This window comes from Actinomyces sp. Marseille-QA0893, assembly GCF_976954355.1.
The window spans coordinates 136,891-152,957 of the sequence record NZ_CDRJSY010000003.1 but is presented as its reverse complement, the minus strand read 5'-3'; the positions used below and the strand labels follow the sequence as shown (position 1 = coordinate 152,957).

Genomic DNA, 16,067 nt, shown 5'->3' with positions numbered 1-16,067 from the left:
CTAAAAGGATTCACAGTAGACGCGTCCCCCTCCGCTTCGGATCACGCGACGCACATCGGCGACCATGGTCGGTGAGCCGCACACGTAGTAGTCGGCGCTTTGATCGATGCCGCTCGTGCGAAGGTAGTCCGTGACGCGGCCCTTAAATGCGGTAGTGCTTGATTCGCGTGTTATGCAGCGGATGATGGGAGGGATCGGGGTTTCGAGTCGTAGCGTCAGATCCTCATCCGTGTTTGCGCATCCAAAGATCAGCAGCTCGTCAGCACGGATCCCCTCCTCAAAAGCAGCACAAAATGGCGCAATCCCGCTTCCCGTTGCAATGAAGATCCTGCGGCGGGTGGGAGCCTCGTCGTTTTCGGCATCTTCGCTGTGAATTTCGAAATTACCCAATGGGAGTTGGAGTTCAACCTTGTCTCCAGGCTCTAGGCCGCGCGCGAATGCTGCTCCCTTCCCCTTGGTTCTCACATCGATGAGGAAACGGGCACTTTCTCCAGATGCACTTGCCAAGGAATATGGCCGCCACTCAAAGGGAGCAACTCGGATCAGGGCATACTGGCCGGGGCGCCACTGCAGTGAACGCGGGAGCTTCAGGACAATTTCTCGGATGTGGGGGCTTAGCCAGTCCGCATGGACGACCTGAGCGGCGAGGCGTGGCGCGCTGTGGGATGGGTCCTGTGTTGGTTCTGGATCTGAGGTTTCACATGCACTCTTGGGGTCGCTGCTCAGGCTCTGATTGATCTGCAGATATCCCTTTGGCCCAAGGATTCGACATGCGCTTGTCCACCCAGCCATTGTGGCCCCGACAATTCCGGGGAATCCCGCGTCTTGTCCTGTTAGGAAGAGCCCTGGGATCGGTGTTTCTGGGGTGGTCAGCCCCGCATTAAGTCGTTGCGGGGTTAGAGGAAGGCCGTAGAAGCACCCCTGTGAATGAGAGGTGTAGTGCTCAATACTCAGAGGCGTCGCTACTTCTTCGTAGCGAACAGCATCCGCGAAGCCCGGGAGAGTGCGGTCAACGAGTGCGATCAGTCCCCTCGCCATTGTTGATTTGAGCAAGTCGTAGTCACTTCCTCGGTCCCCTTTCATTGTGTCCTCCCACGTACGAAAAGCACCGGCTTCAACGAAGGAGACAATTTCTGCGGTGGCGTGCTGGTCGCCTGCTTTGAGCCCCGGGAAGGAAACGAATGCCGTTTGTGGGGTGCCGTTGAGCAGGGAAGTGGTTAACTCCGCGGGAGTCTGCGAGCCATCACCCTCATTGATCCAGATGTTGGAGCCGTCGATCCCTTCGGGATAGTGGTCAAGGGTGATGTAGACAATGACGGCTGTCCCTCCGTGTCCCATGCGCACGATCGCTTTGCGTCTCTCTTCCGTGAGTTTTCCAATGCTTCCCGGCGTTGGAAGTAGACGGTTATACGTTTCGCTAGCCCCGACTCCTGAAACGATGATCGGTGCGCGTTCTTCATAGGTCACTGGATGTGTACCGGAGGTGTCTGTGATGCGGACTCCGACCGCCCGACCGTTTTGAACAAGAATTTCTTCGACGCTTTGAGAGACGCGGATTTCTCCCCCATTTGAGCGGATTTTTTCCTCGACCATTCGCGAGATTTGCCCGCTTCCTCCCTGGGGAAACCACGCTCCATTCATGTAGTGGCCGACGATCATTGCATGGGCGACAAAAGCACTGCGCTCGGGTTCGACTCCGTAGTCTCCCCAGTGCGTCGTCAAGAGTGTTCTCAACGCGGGATTATGAAAGCGGCGCTTCATGTAGTGCGCGGTCGTCTCACATGCGAGGGAGGTGTGCATCTTCTGCGCCAAGGCGACAAGAGGAGCAACCTGCTGTGGGACAACCTGGCGAACATAGTTGAGAGTCATCCAGGAGTATGCCTGCGCAACATCCTTGAAATAGCGCTTCAGTGCTCGTTTCTCCTTCGGAAAGAGCGCTTCGAGTCGCTGGCGATAGACACCAGCATCCGAGGGGACATCAAGATTCACCCCGAGCTTTGGGAGACAAAAGCGATCGTAGCTATCGGGCATCTGCACCCAGGAAAGCTTCCCGCCCGTGAGGTAATCAATGATTTGACGAGGCCGAGTCCCGGGGGCCATGTCGCCGACGTAGTGCAATCCCACGTCCCAGCTTGCGCCTTGGCGTCGAAATGCATGGGTGAGTCCCCCTGGTGTGGAGTGTTTTTCGAGGACGAGTACCCGCTTTTTCGCTACTCCTGCGAGTAGTCCTGCGGTTGTCAGTGAACCGATTCCTGAACCGATCACAATTGCGTCGTACATACACACCCCTTACTACTTGACAGTGTCTAGTAATAGAATCATGCGCCCCTAGACACTGTCAAGTAGTGACGGTCTATTTCCCCTATACTGATGCCATGACACGCTCAAGCGAAGCCCCCGGCCTACGCGAAACGATCCTCACGATCAGCGGAGAACTCCTCAACGAAGGAGGACCCGCTTCCCTATCCATGCGCGAGGTCTCGAGGCGAGCCGGATGCACACACCAGGCTCCCTACCACCACTTCAAAAGCCGAGAAGGGATCCTTGCAGCACTGATCACAGAGGGATTCCTCGCCTTGGAAAAATCGCTCAGCGAGGCACTTCGTGCCAGCGCCGGTGCAACTCCGCAGGAGACGACACGCGCAGCTGGACACGCATATCTGACTTTCGCGCTTAAAAATCCAGGGGTTTTTCGCATCATGTTCCGCTCTGACATGTACGATCCCAACTCACACCCTGAGCTTGTCCAGGCCAGCAAGGCAGCGCGTTCCCAGCTCCACGGCCTCGCAAAAATTGCCTACGGGAGCGAGGATCCACGCGCAGAAGCAACGCTTTGGGCATACATCCACGGCCTCGCGATCCTCATTCTCGACGGACCGCCCGCACTTGGGGGGAACGAAGGAGAAGAAACACACCAATTCGCACACGAGTGCATCGACTCCCCCTTCTTTATCGATGGTGTTCCTGGGGAGTGAGGAGAATATGCGTGATATGTCACCCGCGTCTCCTTTAAAGATTGAATCTATCGACAAGAACACCGCCGTGCCCTAGGCTGAGAGAACGTTCCGGTAATCACTGGAAACAACACTATTGAAGGAGCCCGCCGTGGATCTGGAAAACATCAAGAAGCAGGCCGAAGAGGGCCTGGAAGCCGTAAAGGACAAGGCCGAAGATCTCAAGGACAAGGCCGAAGACGCCGTCGAGGCAGCGAAGGATAAGGCCGAGGACGTCGTTTCGGACATCAAAGACAAGCTTGGCAAGTGACCACTAGCGTCGAATAAATCAGAGGGCAGATCCATTCATCGGGTCTGCCCTCGGGTATTAGATATAGTCTAACCCCACCCCACAGTGACTTTTACCAAATCTCACCATCTGCAATATCGCTTCCCACCCGGTCGCAATTGCATTTAGCCTTATAGCGTGGGTGCTTCACCCTTGGGTTGACAAGCACTCACAACAAAATTGTCCCAATATTTCCTTAGGGAGCACACGTGGTTCGTCCCAAGATCCGTTTCCGTAAGTCCGCACTCGTCGCAATCGCAGCAACCACCATCATGGCCCTGAGCGCGTGCGCGGGCGGGACCACTTCAAACAGCACCACTTCCGCAACCGCCGACGCTAACGCAACCGGCGAAGCACTTCCCACCGTCACCAAGGGCAAGCTGACCATCGCCACCGGCGATCCGGCCTACAGCCCCTGGGTCCTCAACGACAACCCCGAATCCGGTGAAGGCTACGAGGCCGCAGTTGCCTACGCCGTCGCCAGCGAGCTCGGATTCTCCAAGGATCAGGTCGTGTGGAAGCGCACCACCTTCGATTCGGCAATCGCACCCGGCGCCAAGGACTGGGACTTCAACATCCAGCAGTTCTCCATCACCGATGCGCGCAAGCAGGCTGTGGACTTCTCCAGCCCCTACTACACGACCTCTGAAGCGGTTGTTGCCGTTAAGGGCACTCCCGCTGCTGAAGCAAAGAGCATCAACGATCTGAAGAAGCTCAAGTTCGGCGTCCAGGCCGGTACTACTTCCCAGAACTACGTGATGAACAAGCTCAAGCCCAGCGTTGATCCCCTGGTCTTCAACGGCTCCGCCGATGTTGTCCAGGCCCTCAAGGGCGGACAGGTTGATGCGATCGTCGTCGATCTGCCCACCGCATTCAACGTGATCGCAACTCAGGTTGACAACGGCACGGTCGTCGGTCAGTTCACCGCAAACGAGGACGGCAATAGCTTCGGTCTGCTGCTGCCCAAGGGAAGCGCGCTGACCCCTGCAGTCACCAAGGCTGTCGACAAGCTGCGTGACAACGGCACTCTGGCCGAACTCCAGAAGAAGTGGCTGGCGGATGCCGCGTCAGCTCCGATCTTCGAGCAGTGATTCTTCTTCTCCGGCTTGGGCTCTTCCCCAAGCCGGAGAATTTTCATTTATCCTTCCGCTGATTGCCCCGCGCACTCGTTATCCATTTAGAGGACCCCGTGCTCAATCACTCTCGTTCAGATGACCCAATGGCTGAATTCCCAGTCTCTGCGGTCGAAGAGCAGCGCCGTCGTTATCGACGTAAACGCACCACTCGTTCACTTTTTATCTCCGCGATTTCAACCCTGATTATCGCCGCCATCATTGTTGCGGTCCTCGCTTCCTCTCCCGGATGGAAGACCACTCAGGAAACCTTCTTTAACTGGGAGTATGCGCGTCAGGCCATCCCAGCTGTGCTCTCCGGCATGTGGCTAAATATCCGCATGCTGCTGGTGGCAGCAACCGGCGTAGCAATCTTCGCTACCCTCCTGGCTGCTACCCGTACCTTGGCTGGCCCCGTGTTCTTCCCGCTGCGTTTCCTTGCGGCTGCCTACACCGACATTTTCCGCGGAATCCCCTTCATCGTCGTCTTGTACTTGATCGGCTTCGGCATCCCGGCGCTCAACCCCACGAGGCGTATCGACGTCACGCTCTTGGGCACTGTCGCGCTCATCATCACCTACACCTCGTACGTTTCTGAGGTTCTGCGCGCGGGCCTTGAATCCGTTCACCCCTCGCAGCGCTATGCAGCACGCTCCCTTGGCCTCACCCACGGTCAGACCATGCGTCACATCATCGTTCCCCAGGCAGTCCGCAAGGTCACCCCGGCACTGATGAATGACTTCATTTCAATGCAAAAGGACGTGGGCCTGATCTCGGTCCTGGGCGCAACGGATGCCATCCGAGCCGCTCAGCTCCAGCAGGCAACTACCTACAACTTCACCTCCTACGTGGTTGCAGGTATCTTCTTCATCATCTTGTCCTTCCCCTTCATTCGTCTTTCCGATTGGTACACCGCGCGTCTGCGTAAGCGCGAACAGATGGGAGGAACCGTCTGATGAGCCAGACAACAGCCACGAACGAGGCCACCGAGCAAGCGGCCTTAGATGAGACCGTCCTGAGCATCCAAGGCGTCGTCAAACGCTTCGGATCCAATATCGTGTTGCGCGGCCTCGACCTTGACGTCCGCCGTCACGAGGTCGTGGTCCTCTTGGGTGCCTCCGGTTCCGGTAAGTCCACCCTCCTTCGCTGCGCCAACCTCTTGGAACGCGTTGACGATGGACAGATCTTCCTCTCGGGCCAAGACATCACCGATCCGAGCATCAACGCGGATAAAATCCGCGCGCAGATCGGTGTCGTCTTCCAGCACTACAACCTCTTCCCCCACATGTCGGTCATCGACAACGTCACCCTTGCAGCGCGCAAGGTTCACGGGTGGAGCCCCGAAGAGGCAGCGGAGCGCGGAATGAGCCTGCTTGAGCGAATCGGTCTTGCCTCAAAGGCCCGCGAGTTCCCCGATCGTCTTTCGGGCGGTCAGCAGCAGCGCGTGGCAATTGTTCGCGCGCTCGCCACGAACCCCGAGCTTTTACTTCTCGATGAGATCACCTCGGCACTGGACCCCATGCTGGTCGGCGAGGTGCTCGACCTGGTTCGCGAAGTGAAAAACACCGGTTCAACGATCCTCATGGCAACGCACGAAATTGGCTTCGCCCGCCAGGTCGCCGATCGCGTCGTCTTCTTGGAGCGCGGAAAGATCGTTGAACAGGGACCGCCGGAGGAAGTCATCGGAAACCCGAAGATGCCTCAGACTCAAGAGTTCCTTGCTCGAGTGTTCCACTGAGAATAAGCGAATAGTTGTGTGCCCCTTGGCGGCTTCCCACGGAAGCTGCCAAGGGGCACACGGCATTTAGTCCGCAGGTGATTCGACGTCTTCCCAAAAGCGCGTGACGACATCGGCCAAAACAGCAGGATTTTCCAATTGAGCGCTGTGCTTCGCGTCGGGAATAGTCTCATAGCGTGCTCCAAGAACCTGAGCTTCTTGGCGATGCATTCGCTCTGGCCAAACGCTATCTCCTACCCCGTGAGTGATCAGCACGGGAAGACCACTCTGACGCAAGGGCACACAGACATCCGGGTAACGAGCCAAAATGAAGGCCGCTCCCATCAGCGAATCCTCGCTGGTGACAAGTGATCGATGTGCGATGAGCTCTTCCCTGGGATCCTCACTCAAGAACTGCGAGATATACCAAGCCGAAAGCCGCTTCCCCGTTGTCGAAGACAGCAGACGCTGACGCAGGGGTGTCCAACGCATCGATTCAGGCGGCCGAGGGCCTGTAGAAAACAGCGTCACGGAACGGAACAGCTCAGGAGCTTTCACAGCGGCCTGCCGTGCAATTACACCTCCGAAGGAGTGTCCCAATAGGTGCACAGGATTCTCTTGTGCACCCATTGATCGAGCAACCTCAATCAGGTCACCGACAAAATCACTCAAACGATAATTTTTCACGCCTACCGGGGCCGCGGAATCAGCTTGTCCTCGCTGCGAATATGCAAGCGCCGCCCGGCCGCGCTGCGCCAAATAGGGCATAAAGGGAGTGAAGTCTTCTTTGGAACCGGTAAAACCTGGCACGAGGAGCGCAGGGGTAGACCCAGCCACGGCCTCGTCAGTTACTACCGCGGTCAAGACGCCAGCAGCACTGGGAATCCCCAGGCAACGCACACCCTCGGGAAGATCTCCCCCAAAAGGCTCGCAATGAACTTCTCCACGTATCTGCATACATCCCCCCCCACGCACGTGGGAATTTCACTCGAGCTCAAAAGCTCCCGTGTACAGCTGGTAGTACACGCCCTTTTGAGCAATCAGTTCGTCGTGGCTTCCACGTTCAATAATACGGCCGTGATCCAACACCATAATGGCATCAGAATTGCGCACCGTGGAGAGGCGGTGAGCAATGACGAAGACCGTGCGTCCTTCCATGAGGTTATCCATACCGTTTTGGACCAGCGACTCGGTACGCGTATCGATCGAGGAGGTCGCCTCGTCCAGAATCATCGCCGGCGGATCGGCAACAGCTGCGCGCGCAATAGAGAGCAACTGGGCCTGGCCCTGCGACAGGCTCGAACCATTTCCACTCAGCATGGTCTGGTAGCCATCGGGAAGACGCTCGATGAAGGAATGCGCATTCGCGAGCTTCGCGGCAGCAATGCACTCTTCATCACTCGCGTCCAAGCGCCCGAAGCGAATATTGTCCATGACCGTTCCGGTGAAGAGCTTTACGTCTTGGAGAACAACGCCCAGAGAGCGACGCAGATCAGGCTTGTGGATCTTCGTGATATTGATTCCGTCAAAGCGTATCTTGCCATCGGCAATATCGTAGAAACGGTTGATCAGGTTGGTGATGGTCGTCTTACCCGCACCCGTCGCACCAACGAAGGCAATCTTCTGACCGGGAGTTGCCCACAGCGAGATATCGTGCAGGACCGTCTTCTTCCCGTCGTAGGAGAAGTCGACATTTTCCATGACCAACTCGCCGCGCAGGCGAGTGTAGGTGATCGTTCCATCGCTGTGGGGGTGGCGCCATGCCCACACTCCCGTGCGTTCCTCAGTGGGGTGGACCTCGCCGTTTTCATCGACGCGTGCGCGGACCAGTGTCACGTAACCTTCGTCTTCTTCGCTCTCTTGCTCCATGAGGGCGAAGACTCGCGAGGCGCCGGCCAGACCCAGCGCAATCATCGGGACCTGCATCGAGGCCTGCCCCAGCGTCTGCGTAAAGTTACGCACCATGCCCAGGAAGGAAACGACAATACCGACGGTGATTGTGCCCATACCCGCAAAACCAAGGTTCGGGGCATGCAACTCGATCATGACACCGCCGATAAGCGCAACCAAGACGTAGAGAATATTTCCGATGTTTCCCAGCGCCGGCATGAGCATATTGCCGTACTGATTCGCGCGCTGCGAATCGTTGAAGAGCTGGTGGTTGTATGTGAGGAACTCTTCCTTGACGGCGTCTTCGTGGTTGAAGACCTTGATGACCTTCTGGCCATCCATCATTTCTTCGATATAACCTTCTTCGTCGGCCAGCGAGCGCTGCTGGGCAACCATGAATTTCGCTGAGCCACCGCCCATCTTCTTGGTTACGCCGAACATTGTTCCCGACATCAAAAGGACCACAAGTGTCAGCCACACCGAGTAGCTCAGCATAGTTGCGAGCAGCGCAACGATGGTCAAGATGGAAGAAATCAAGGTCGGGATTGACTGACCGATCAACTGACGCAGTGCATCCGTGTCATTGGTATAGGTCGACATCACCGCGCCGTGCGGGTGGGTATCGAAGAACTTCAGGGGCAAGGACTCCATGCGATCAAACATGTCATCGCGCATCTTCTTCAAGGTGCCCTGGGTGATGATGGCCATCAGTCGCGTGTAAATGAAGGAACACACGATTCCCGAACCGAAGACAATCCCCATGACGGTGACGATGCGGATCAAGGTCGGCATAACCGCAGGAAGGCCCTGTTCCATGCCCGGGAGAATAACGCGGTCAACGATTTGCTGGAGGAAGATCGCGCCAACAGCCGATGCGATTCCCGAAACAATGATGCACACGAAAACTACAAGGAGAAGGCCCTTGTAACTCGCCCACAGGTACTTGAGGAGGCGACCGAGCGGCTTGGGAACGCCCTCGAGCTTGTGCGGATCTTTTTCTTCCGCTTGCAGTGCCTGTTCTTTTTGTTCCGTTTGCTGCGTCGTCATCTCAGGCCACCTCGCTTTCGCTCGGGCTGTTTTGCGTGTCGTAAAGTTCGCGGTACTCGCCGCCCAAATCCAGAAGTTCCTGGTGCGTGCCGTGTTCCTTAATACGTCCATCGTCCAAAACGATGATCTGGTCGGCGTGCTGAACTGAAGAAATGCGCTGGGCGATGATGATCGTCGTCGTATCGGGGATTTCAGTCTCGAATGCTTGGCGGATCAGGGCGTCGGTCTTGGTATCCACCGCACTGGTTGAGTCATCCAAAATGAGGATCATGGGCTTCTTGAGGAGCGCGCGAGCAATGCACAGGCGCTGCTTTTGGCCGCCGGAAAGGTTGGCACCGCCTCGTTCGACCATGGTGTCGTAGCCGTCAGGGAATTGGCGGATGAACTCGTCCGCCTGGGAAAGCTCGCACGCGCGGATCAGTTCCGCATCGGTCGCGTCAGGATTACCCCAACGCAGGTTCTCTTTGATGGTTCCCGAGAAGAGAATGTTCTTTTGGAGGACGACGGAAACCGCATCTCGCAGGGGTTCGAGGCGGTAGTCGCGAACGTCGATGCCGCCGACCGTGACCTTTCCTTCGGTGACGTCATACAGGCGAGGGATTAACTGGATGAGTGAGGTCTTTGCGGAACCTGTTCCGCCCACGACGCCCAGTGTTGAACCGGCGGGAACGGTCAAGGAGATATCCGATAGAGCGGGGCGCTCGGAGTCCTCCTTGTACTTGAAGGTGACGTTTTCGAAGGTGATATCCCCGGTGGGGACCTCGCGAATACCGTATTCGGGAGAGGTCAGCGGCGATTCGTAACGAAGAACCTCCGCGATACGATTCGCGGATTCTCCGGCAATCGTGATCATGACGAAGATGAAGGCGAGCATCATCATGGCCGTCAGAATTTGGATGCCGTAGGTGATCAGGGCCGAGAGCTGGCCTGTGGTCAACTCCGTGCCGCCAGAAGCAACAATCATCTGCGCGCCGATGAAGTCCACCAGCATGATTGCGCCAAAGATGAAAAGCATCATGACGGGAGTATTGAGCGCCAGAACCTTTTCCGCGAAAGTGAAGTCTGCTCGCACTTCTTCTGAGCGCTTGGCGAAACGGGTCTTTTCATACTCTTCGTTGACGAAGGATTTCACAACTCGGATGCCTGCGATGTTCTCTTGGACCGAGTTATTCAGAGCATCGTACTTCTTAAAGATTCGCCGGAAAACCGGGAAGATAAAGATGATAATCCCGAACATGATTGCCGCCAGGAAAGGCAACATGATGAGGAAAATCAGGGACATGTGCCAGTTGATGCGAAGCGTCATGATGATCGAGAAGACAACCATCAAGGGGACGCGGACGGCAACACGGATAATCATGCCGTAGGCATTTTGGACGTTAGTCACGTCCGTTGTCATGCGGGTAACCAGAGAGGATGTCGAAAAACGATCGACATCTCCAAAAGAGAAATCCTGGACCTTGAAGAAGAGGTCTTGACGCAGATGCTTTGCCAGCCCAGCTGCTGCGGTCGCACCGAAGCGCGCAGCGCGGATCCCGAAAAGGAGCGAGAACATCGCCATGACCAGCATGAAGATGCCGAGGCGCACGACCGGAGTGAGTGCACCTCCTTGGAGGTGATCAACCAAGGATGCCATGACCAAGGGGAGGAAGCACTCAAGAATGACTTCTCCCGTGACGAAAAACGGTGTCAGGAGTGATGGGCGACGATACTCGCGAAGGCTCCTCAACAAGGTGCGAATAGTTGACATATAGTACTGAACCCCTGGCTGATTACTGTGTGTAGCACATACCTACCTGGCGGTGTTTTGGGCGCTGAGCTTCACTGTGGCCACTGTAGGAATGCCGAAAAGATGTGATGCCTTCATATTAACTGTCGCCGCATCAATTGGCATTGCGCGTCATTTCCTCCGCCATTCTCATTCATAGCTTATTCATAGCTTGACCCCAAAGCTCCCACAGATTCGCCTCGTACATTTGCAATATCAGACATCGGGGGTCGCAAGGCCCCGTCTCCTTTTACCTGTTGAGGGACGCTGTTTTTTACGCATATTGTGTTGATGGGATGCACTGTGGGGGTCGGTTTCACCGGCCCCCACAGTGTTTTTCTATCCACGCAGCTGCCTCCCATAGAAGCCACTAAATCTTCAAACTTTCTTTCGTTATACTGTGCCCAGCACAATCTACTCACAAGACAGCAAATCTAGAGGAGCGCGAGCAATGACGAACGAACAGGTAGCACCGCAGGCGACGCCCGAAAAGCAGACCGAGGACAGCATTCCTACTCGCCGCCTCGACCCGGGCGCCGACGTACTCGGGGCAGCTGAGTGGACCTGGGGATTTTCTACCAAGCACACGCCCTCAACGATGCTTTACCTTCTTCTGCTCCCGGTGGCCATCATGCTTCTGTGGGCGGGGTTGACCAGCCGTGAGGACCTATTCCTCCCCATTTCAGTAGCCTTGGGGGTTTTCTTAACCGCCCTGGGCGCTCAGAGCCGTTCATTTCTGCTCTGCACGATTTCCATCATGATTCTGCTCTTCCCGGTCTATCTCTTCGTCTTTGGACTTCTTTTTAATCCGTAATAGGCAATGAGGCCAGTGAGGTCTTATCCGCGGACCTCGCTGACGTGTGTTACCACGTGCGTCCGGGGATACATCGAGACGGTAAAAGTGTCCTCGTAGATGCAGTGCTTACGTAGTTGTCTGTATGCGTGAGTATTCGTGTAATTCGTGCCGTCAGTGAACTTCAGCTTGATCTCTTCGCCGGACTCCTTCGCCAAGGTGACATGGGTGGTAAATATGCGGCTCTTTAGATTTCTTCTGCGCATCACGGTTGATGTCTCTTCTTGATGATCGAGGCAACGCACGGTGAGGCTCTCACTGCCCGATACGACATCTGCCACTACCTGAGACGACAAGACAGCGCCCATTCCCACAAGACCGCAGTCAATGGTAACCAGCCCAACGCATAACACTTTTGACATCGCGGGAGACAAGCGACGACGAAATCTCACGGCATCACGCACGCTCCCCTGAGCGCAGCCCTTGATGACGGGAATCAACACGATCGCAACAGCAATGGGCGTCACGCATACAAGAGCCCAACTCACCATCGCAAAAGACCACAGTTTTGGAGACATGAGGTAGACCAGCGGCCCGGTGATGGCGGTGATGATGAATAGCCACAGGTTGACCGTTCCGCGCCTACTCATTGAGCGAAGCGATAGCAGTGGTTTCACCTTTACTCCTGCCCGAGTGCCCTCTCCAGAGCACTCAGCCCCATTGCCAACAGCGCGGAATCACTACCCTGTGCCTGGCTCATCGACTGATCGACAAGTTCGCGCCATGGACCTTGCCTGAGAACACAACCATTCTTCAATACGATGATCCGCGCGTCCAGTGCCGCGGCGTCTTCGATTTGGTGCGTGGCCATGATGATGGTCCTACCCGCAAAGCGCTGGGCAATCAACTCGCGTAAGCCGCGCGCGGCCTCGACGTCAAGCGCCGCCATCGGCTCATCCAAGAGCAGCACATCCGGATCCACAACCAGCGCTCGCGCGAGTGCGATTCGCTGTGCCTGGCCCCCAGACACCTGCGCGGGCCTGCGCTGCTCCAAGCTTGCCAAACCCACAGACTCCAGGGCTTCGCGCGCACGCACCTCGGCCTCGTCAGTGGAAATACCCGCGCAACGCAAGGGGAAGGCAACATTAGCGAGCACACTCATATGGGGGAACAAGACCGGTTTCTGCTCCAAAGTTGCGATCTTCGGCTGGCGACCTGAAACGCCGTCTGGCCACTGCCAGGTGCAGGTCATCTGCGGAGCGTCGAGGACACCAGAAAGCACCGACAGCAACGTGCTCTTTCCCGAACCGTTGTGCCCCATAAACGCAGTGACGGCGCCGCCCTGGCAGGTGAGGTCGACATCGATACGTCGCTCGGGAAACTTCCCGGCAATCCGCACGCCGGGGACGGGGACGCGTGGATGCTGGCCCTGCGCGTCTCCATTCTCATTCCCGAGGCCGTGGTCGGGCTGCGTAGCCACGCGCGAGGCCCCTGAGGGAACATTCGCCTCGTCAAGGGCGGCGCCACTCATGAGGCGCGAATACCACCACTGCGAAAAGGCCGAAGCTCCGCCAACCAAGACAAGCGCAACAAAGACCAAGATGACCGAAAGCATCAATGCCATATCGGTTGATTCTTCGCGCTGGAGGTAAATCTCGAGGGGAAGCGTGCGGGTTACTCCAGCCAAAGAACCCGCGAAAGTGATCGTCGCGCCGAACTCCCCCAGTGCACGCGAGAAGGCCAAGGCAGTCGAAGACACCAGCGCTGGGATCATCAGTGGCAGGGTGACAAACCAGAGCGTCCGTGAGGGAGTAGCACCCAAAGTCGAAGCAACGCGTTCCTCCTTGAAGCCTCGCGTGCGCAATGCCCCCTCAAGTGAAGAAACAAAGAAAGGTAGCGACACGAAGGTCTGCGCCATGATGACCGCGAGCGTCGTGAAGGCGATATTGATGCCGAAGATTTGCAGATAGGCTCCGATCAGGCCTCGGCGCCCCCACGTAATGAGAAGCGCCAAGCCTGCGACAACCGGAGGAAGAACCATGGGCAAAGTAACCATGGAGCGCAGAAACCGCGACCACCACACATCTCGCGCATGCGCACACACCAGCGCCAGCGGAACTCCAACAATGATGCAGGCAAGTGTCGAGGCAAGACAGGTGCGCAGCGAGAGGGCAAGAGCCTGAGAACCCAGTGCCTGAGTGAATAGGTGGGGAAATTGAACCCAATCAATGCGCAGGAGCAGTGCAATGAAAGGAACGAGGAGAAATAGAACAGCACAGGCTGCGGGGAGTGCGATCCAACGCGGGATCCCCGCATGCCTGTGCTTCTTTCTCATGAGATTATTCCGAAACTACTGTGAGTAGTTGAAGGCGATTTCAGCCCTTATCCGCAGCGGTCGGTGCCGAGAAGCCGTACTTCTTCAGAACCGCCTGTCCCTTATCGGAAAGGACAGCGTCGATGAGCTTCTGCGCGGCTTCCTTATTCTGTGTCGAGACGGTCAGGGCGATGGGGTATGAGTTCACAACCTCGTTCGCTCGTGCGACCTCGATGGTTTCGACCTTGTCGCCGGCAGCCTTCGCGTCGGTCGCGTAGACGAGGCCTGCATCGGCTTCACCGCTCTCGACCTTTGCGCGCACGTCCGTCACCTTCTGCTCCTCAGAGACGGGGCTGAGGGTGACGCCAAGCTTTTCGGCCAGCTGCTTGGTTGCGTTACCGCAGGGAACACCCTGTGCACACACAACAAGCTTCTTGCCGTCAAGCGAGGAATCAAGACCAGTGATCTTGGCAGGATTTCCCTTGGGAACAATCAGCGTCAGGACATTAGAGGCGAAGGGCTTCGGTGAATCAACGAGCTTCGCATCGCTTGCCTTAGTCATGTTCTTCTGGTCGGCAGAAGCAAAAACGTCAGCGGGTGCGCCTTCCTTCATCTGGTCAACCAGAGTAGATGAGCCCTGGAAGTTGAAGGTCACCTTGATGTTCGGATCGCTTTCCTTAAGGACCGTATCAACGATCTCGGGGAAGGCCTTATTCAGCGAAGCCGCCGCGAAAACGTTGAGTTCAACCGGTGCTGCGGCCTCTGTCGAAGCAGATGCCGAGGCGGTTGCAGACTTGTCTGCAGATGCACTGTTCCCGCCTGAGCAAGCGGTAAGCGCAAGAAGGCTTGCCGCGGCTACCGCGACAATTCCCTTGTAGTGCTTCACAGGTTTCCTCCATTCGGTACCTGAAGAGAGACGTTTGTTGCCTTGATTTGAGCCATAGCGATGGACCCGACCTCAAGCCCCAGCTCCCGCACCCCTTCGGTGGAGATTAGAGAGACGACTCGATAGGGCCCACACTGCAGGTCGACTTGGCTCATTACCGTGTCACTGCGGATTGCAATAACCAGCCCTTGAAGGTGGTTTCGAACGGACTGAGAGTCCTGCCCTGCAGCGATTTGGTGAACTTCGGGTTGGCTGACAATGAGTTCGGCAACCGATGCGCCATCAACGCGTAGTGGGCCGGTATTCCCATCGTTTTCCGCGCGTCTGACTAGGCCTTCGTCGAGCCAACGGCGAACGGTATCGTCACTGACGCCAAGGAGAGTTGCAAGAGTGGAGACTTTGTAGTGAGGCACTCAATTGGTCTAATGGAAATAACCCGATTTCTCCGAATAAATTGAGCTTTATTGACGAAATCTCCGCAATTGCGTCATTCTCCAGCTGCTTGGCGTACGGGAATATCTTCAAAGAGCACACGACATCCGCAATCATCAGCAAAGGGAACAACCGTCAAGGAGATATCCCCATTGCTCAGCTCCTCCACAATGTGGCGGACGGCCGAGCCGTGCATGCGACACACGATCTGTTGAATACGGGCATCCCCAATACCCACATAGGGGCAGGAATTAATGGAGAGATTCCCGTCATCGGTATTTTCGGCGCGGAAGCCGCGCGTTGATAGGAAGACCCTCAACAAAGAGAAGAGCGCGTCCTGATCATCTCGAGCTGCATCAAAAGCACCTGATTCGCGAATGAGGTCAACGTACTGCTGCCCCCAATTGCGCCCCATTGCGTCAGCGAGTTGCTCCCCGCCATCCTCCGCCTGCGCCATTGCCGAGGCCGCAGCAATAAGAAGTTCTGTCGACTGACGCTGGAGGCGAGCTGCGTCTTCAAGGACAGCAATTTCGTAGTACATCGCGGGACGACCGCGACCTTCGGGCGAATGCGTGCGGCGCACGACCAAACCCTGTTCGAGTAAGGGGATCAGGGTCTCACGGACAGAGTTCTTGTGAATGCCAAGGTACTCGGCAACCTCAACGACGGTTGCCTCTCGACCAATATCTGTCAACGCATGCAAAACCTTGCGCTGAGCGGGAGACGCGGTCGCTAGTTGGGCCATCATGTCTTCAATACCAACGGGCCCAGCCTTCGTCTCGCTACCGATCACTGCCTCTCCTTGTGTGCCATGTATTACGGGATA

15 protein-coding genes are annotated in these 16,067 nt (G+C 56.6%); 6 read left to right on the top strand and 9 right to left on the bottom strand.

Annotated elements, in window-relative coordinates; genetic code table 11:
• A complete protein-coding gene (locus ACWNMW_RS05085; protein WP_449490246.1) occupies positions 1-2,280 on the bottom strand; it encodes an FAD-dependent oxidoreductase in 2,280 nt (759 codons plus the stop codon).
• Between the two features lie 95 nt (positions 2,281-2,375).
• Between ACWNMW_RS05085 and ACWNMW_RS05080 the strand changes: the two genes are divergently transcribed.
• The 5 genes from ACWNMW_RS05080 to ACWNMW_RS05060 all read left to right on the top strand — a co-directional run bounded on the left by ACWNMW_RS05080 (position 2,376) and on the right by ACWNMW_RS05060 (position 6,132).
• Complete coding sequence (locus ACWNMW_RS05080) at positions 2,376-2,975, top strand: TetR/AcrR family transcriptional regulator (protein WP_314212652.1); 600 nt, start codon at positions 2,376-2,378, stop codon at positions 2,973-2,975.
• Positions 2,976-3,105: 130 nt separating this feature from the next.
• On the top strand, positions 3,106-3,264 hold the full coding sequence (locus tag ACWNMW_RS05075) for a YtxH domain-containing protein (protein ID WP_299059900.1): 159 nt from the start codon (positions 3,106-3,108) through the stop codon (positions 3,262-3,264).
• Between the two features lie 227 nt (positions 3,265-3,491).
• On the top strand, positions 3,492-4,373 hold the full coding sequence (locus tag ACWNMW_RS05070; RefSeq protein ID WP_314212653.1) for an ABC transporter substrate-binding protein: 882 nt from the start codon (positions 3,492-3,494) through the stop codon (positions 4,371-4,373).
• 128 nt (positions 4,374-4,501) lie between these two features.
• Positions 4,502-5,350: an amino acid ABC transporter permease gene (locus tag ACWNMW_RS05065; protein ID WP_034501153.1), complete on the top strand. Its 849-nt coding sequence runs from the start codon at positions 4,502-4,504 to the stop codon at positions 5,348-5,350.
• The gene (locus tag ACWNMW_RS05060) at positions 5,350-6,132 is read left to right on the top strand and encodes an amino acid ABC transporter ATP-binding protein (RefSeq protein ID WP_295893374.1); all 783 of its coding nucleotides are present in this window, start codon (positions 5,350-5,352) and stop codon (positions 6,130-6,132) included. The genes ACWNMW_RS05065 and ACWNMW_RS05060 overlap by 1 nt, the downstream gene beginning before the upstream one ends.
• A 66-nt stretch (positions 6,133-6,198) precedes the next feature.
• On the opposite strand, the gene ACWNMW_RS05055 is transcribed toward ACWNMW_RS05060, so the two are convergent.
• From ACWNMW_RS05055 to ACWNMW_RS05045, 3 genes are read right to left on the bottom strand one after another with little or no spacing between them, the layout of a single operon-like run.
• A complete protein-coding gene (locus ACWNMW_RS05055) occupies positions 6,199-7,068 on the bottom strand; it encodes an alpha/beta fold hydrolase (RefSeq protein ID WP_449490245.1) in 870 nt (289 codons plus the stop codon).
• Positions 7,069-7,095: 27 nt separating this feature from the next.
• Positions 7,096-9,048, bottom strand: coding sequence for an ABC transporter ATP-binding protein (locus ACWNMW_RS05050; protein WP_448750557.1), 1,953 nt, complete (start codon positions 9,046-9,048; stop codon positions 7,096-7,098).
• Between the two features lies 1 nt (position 9,049).
• On the bottom strand, positions 9,050-10,798 hold the full coding sequence (locus ACWNMW_RS05045) for an ABC transporter ATP-binding protein (protein ID WP_449490244.1): 1,749 nt from the start codon (positions 10,796-10,798) through the stop codon (positions 9,050-9,052).
• A 469-nt stretch (positions 10,799-11,267) separates the two neighbouring features.
• Here ACWNMW_RS05045 and ACWNMW_RS05040 point away from each other — a divergent pair, with 469 nt between their 5' ends.
• Entirely contained in the window at positions 11,268-11,630 is a 363-nt protein-coding gene (locus tag ACWNMW_RS05040; RefSeq protein ID WP_449490243.1) for a hypothetical protein, read from the top strand.
• 23 nt (positions 11,631-11,653) lie between these two features.
• Here the strand turns inward: ACWNMW_RS05040 and ACWNMW_RS05035 are convergent, their stop codons facing one another.
• The 5 genes from ACWNMW_RS05035 to ACWNMW_RS05015 all read right to left on the bottom strand — a co-directional run bounded on the left by ACWNMW_RS05035 (position 11,654) and on the right by ACWNMW_RS05015 (position 16,034).
• Entirely contained in the window at positions 11,654-12,286 is a 633-nt protein-coding gene (locus tag ACWNMW_RS05035; protein ID WP_449490242.1) for a hypothetical protein, read from the bottom strand.
• A gap of 2 nt (positions 12,287-12,288) precedes the next feature.
• Positions 12,289-13,944, bottom strand: coding sequence for an ABC transporter permease (locus tag ACWNMW_RS05030; protein WP_449490241.1), 1,656 nt, complete (start codon positions 13,942-13,944; stop codon positions 12,289-12,291).
• Between the two features lie 40 nt (positions 13,945-13,984).
• Positions 13,985-14,809, bottom strand: a complete 825-nt coding sequence (gene modA, locus ACWNMW_RS05025; protein ID WP_449490240.1) for a molybdate ABC transporter substrate-binding protein — start codon at positions 14,807-14,809, stop codon at positions 13,985-13,987.
• Entirely contained in the window at positions 14,806-15,222 is a 417-nt protein-coding gene (locus ACWNMW_RS05020; RefSeq protein ID WP_449490239.1) for a TOBE domain-containing protein, read from the bottom strand. The genes modA and ACWNMW_RS05020 overlap by 4 nt, the downstream gene beginning before the upstream one ends.
• Positions 15,223-15,296: 74 nt before the next feature.
• Positions 15,297-16,034, bottom strand: a complete 738-nt coding sequence (locus tag ACWNMW_RS05015) for a helix-turn-helix transcriptional regulator (protein WP_449490238.1) — start codon at positions 16,032-16,034, stop codon at positions 15,297-15,299.
• Positions 16,035-16,067: the final 33 nt, after the last annotated feature.

What these genes read in the sequence shown, in the direction of transcription:
- ACWNMW_RS05085 (WP_449490246.1), bottom strand. Translation starts at nt 2,280, where the DNA reads ATGTACGACGCAATTGTGATCGGTTCAGGAATCGGTTCACTGACAACC.
- ACWNMW_RS05080 (WP_314212652.1), top strand. Translation starts at nt 2,376, where the DNA reads ATGACACGCTCAAGCGAAGCCCCCGGCCTACGCGAAACGATCCTCACG.
- ACWNMW_RS05065 (WP_034501153.1), top strand. Translation starts at nt 4,502, where the DNA reads ATGGCTGAATTCCCAGTCTCTGCGGTCGAAGAGCAGCGCCGTCGTTAT.
- ACWNMW_RS05060 (WP_295893374.1), top strand. Translation starts at nt 5,350, where the DNA reads ATGAGCCAGACAACAGCCACGAACGAGGCCACCGAGCAAGCGGCCTTA.
- ACWNMW_RS05055 (WP_449490245.1), bottom strand. Translation starts at nt 7,068, where the DNA reads ATGCAGATACGTGGAGAAGTTCATTGCGAGCCTTTTGGGGGAGATCTT.
- ACWNMW_RS05050 (WP_448750557.1), bottom strand. Translation starts at nt 9,048, where the DNA reads ATGACGACGCAGCAAACGGAACAAAAAGAACAGGCACTGCAAGCGGAA.
- ACWNMW_RS05045 (WP_449490244.1), bottom strand. Translation starts at nt 10,798, where the DNA reads ATGTCAACTATTCGCACCTTGTTGAGGAGCCTTCGCGAGTATCGTCGC.
- ACWNMW_RS05040 (WP_449490243.1), top strand. Translation starts at nt 11,268, where the DNA reads ATGACGAACGAACAGGTAGCACCGCAGGCGACGCCCGAAAAGCAGACC.
- ACWNMW_RS05030 (WP_449490241.1), bottom strand. Translation starts at nt 13,944, where the DNA reads ATGAGAAAGAAGCACAGGCATGCGGGGATCCCGCGTTGGATCGCACTC.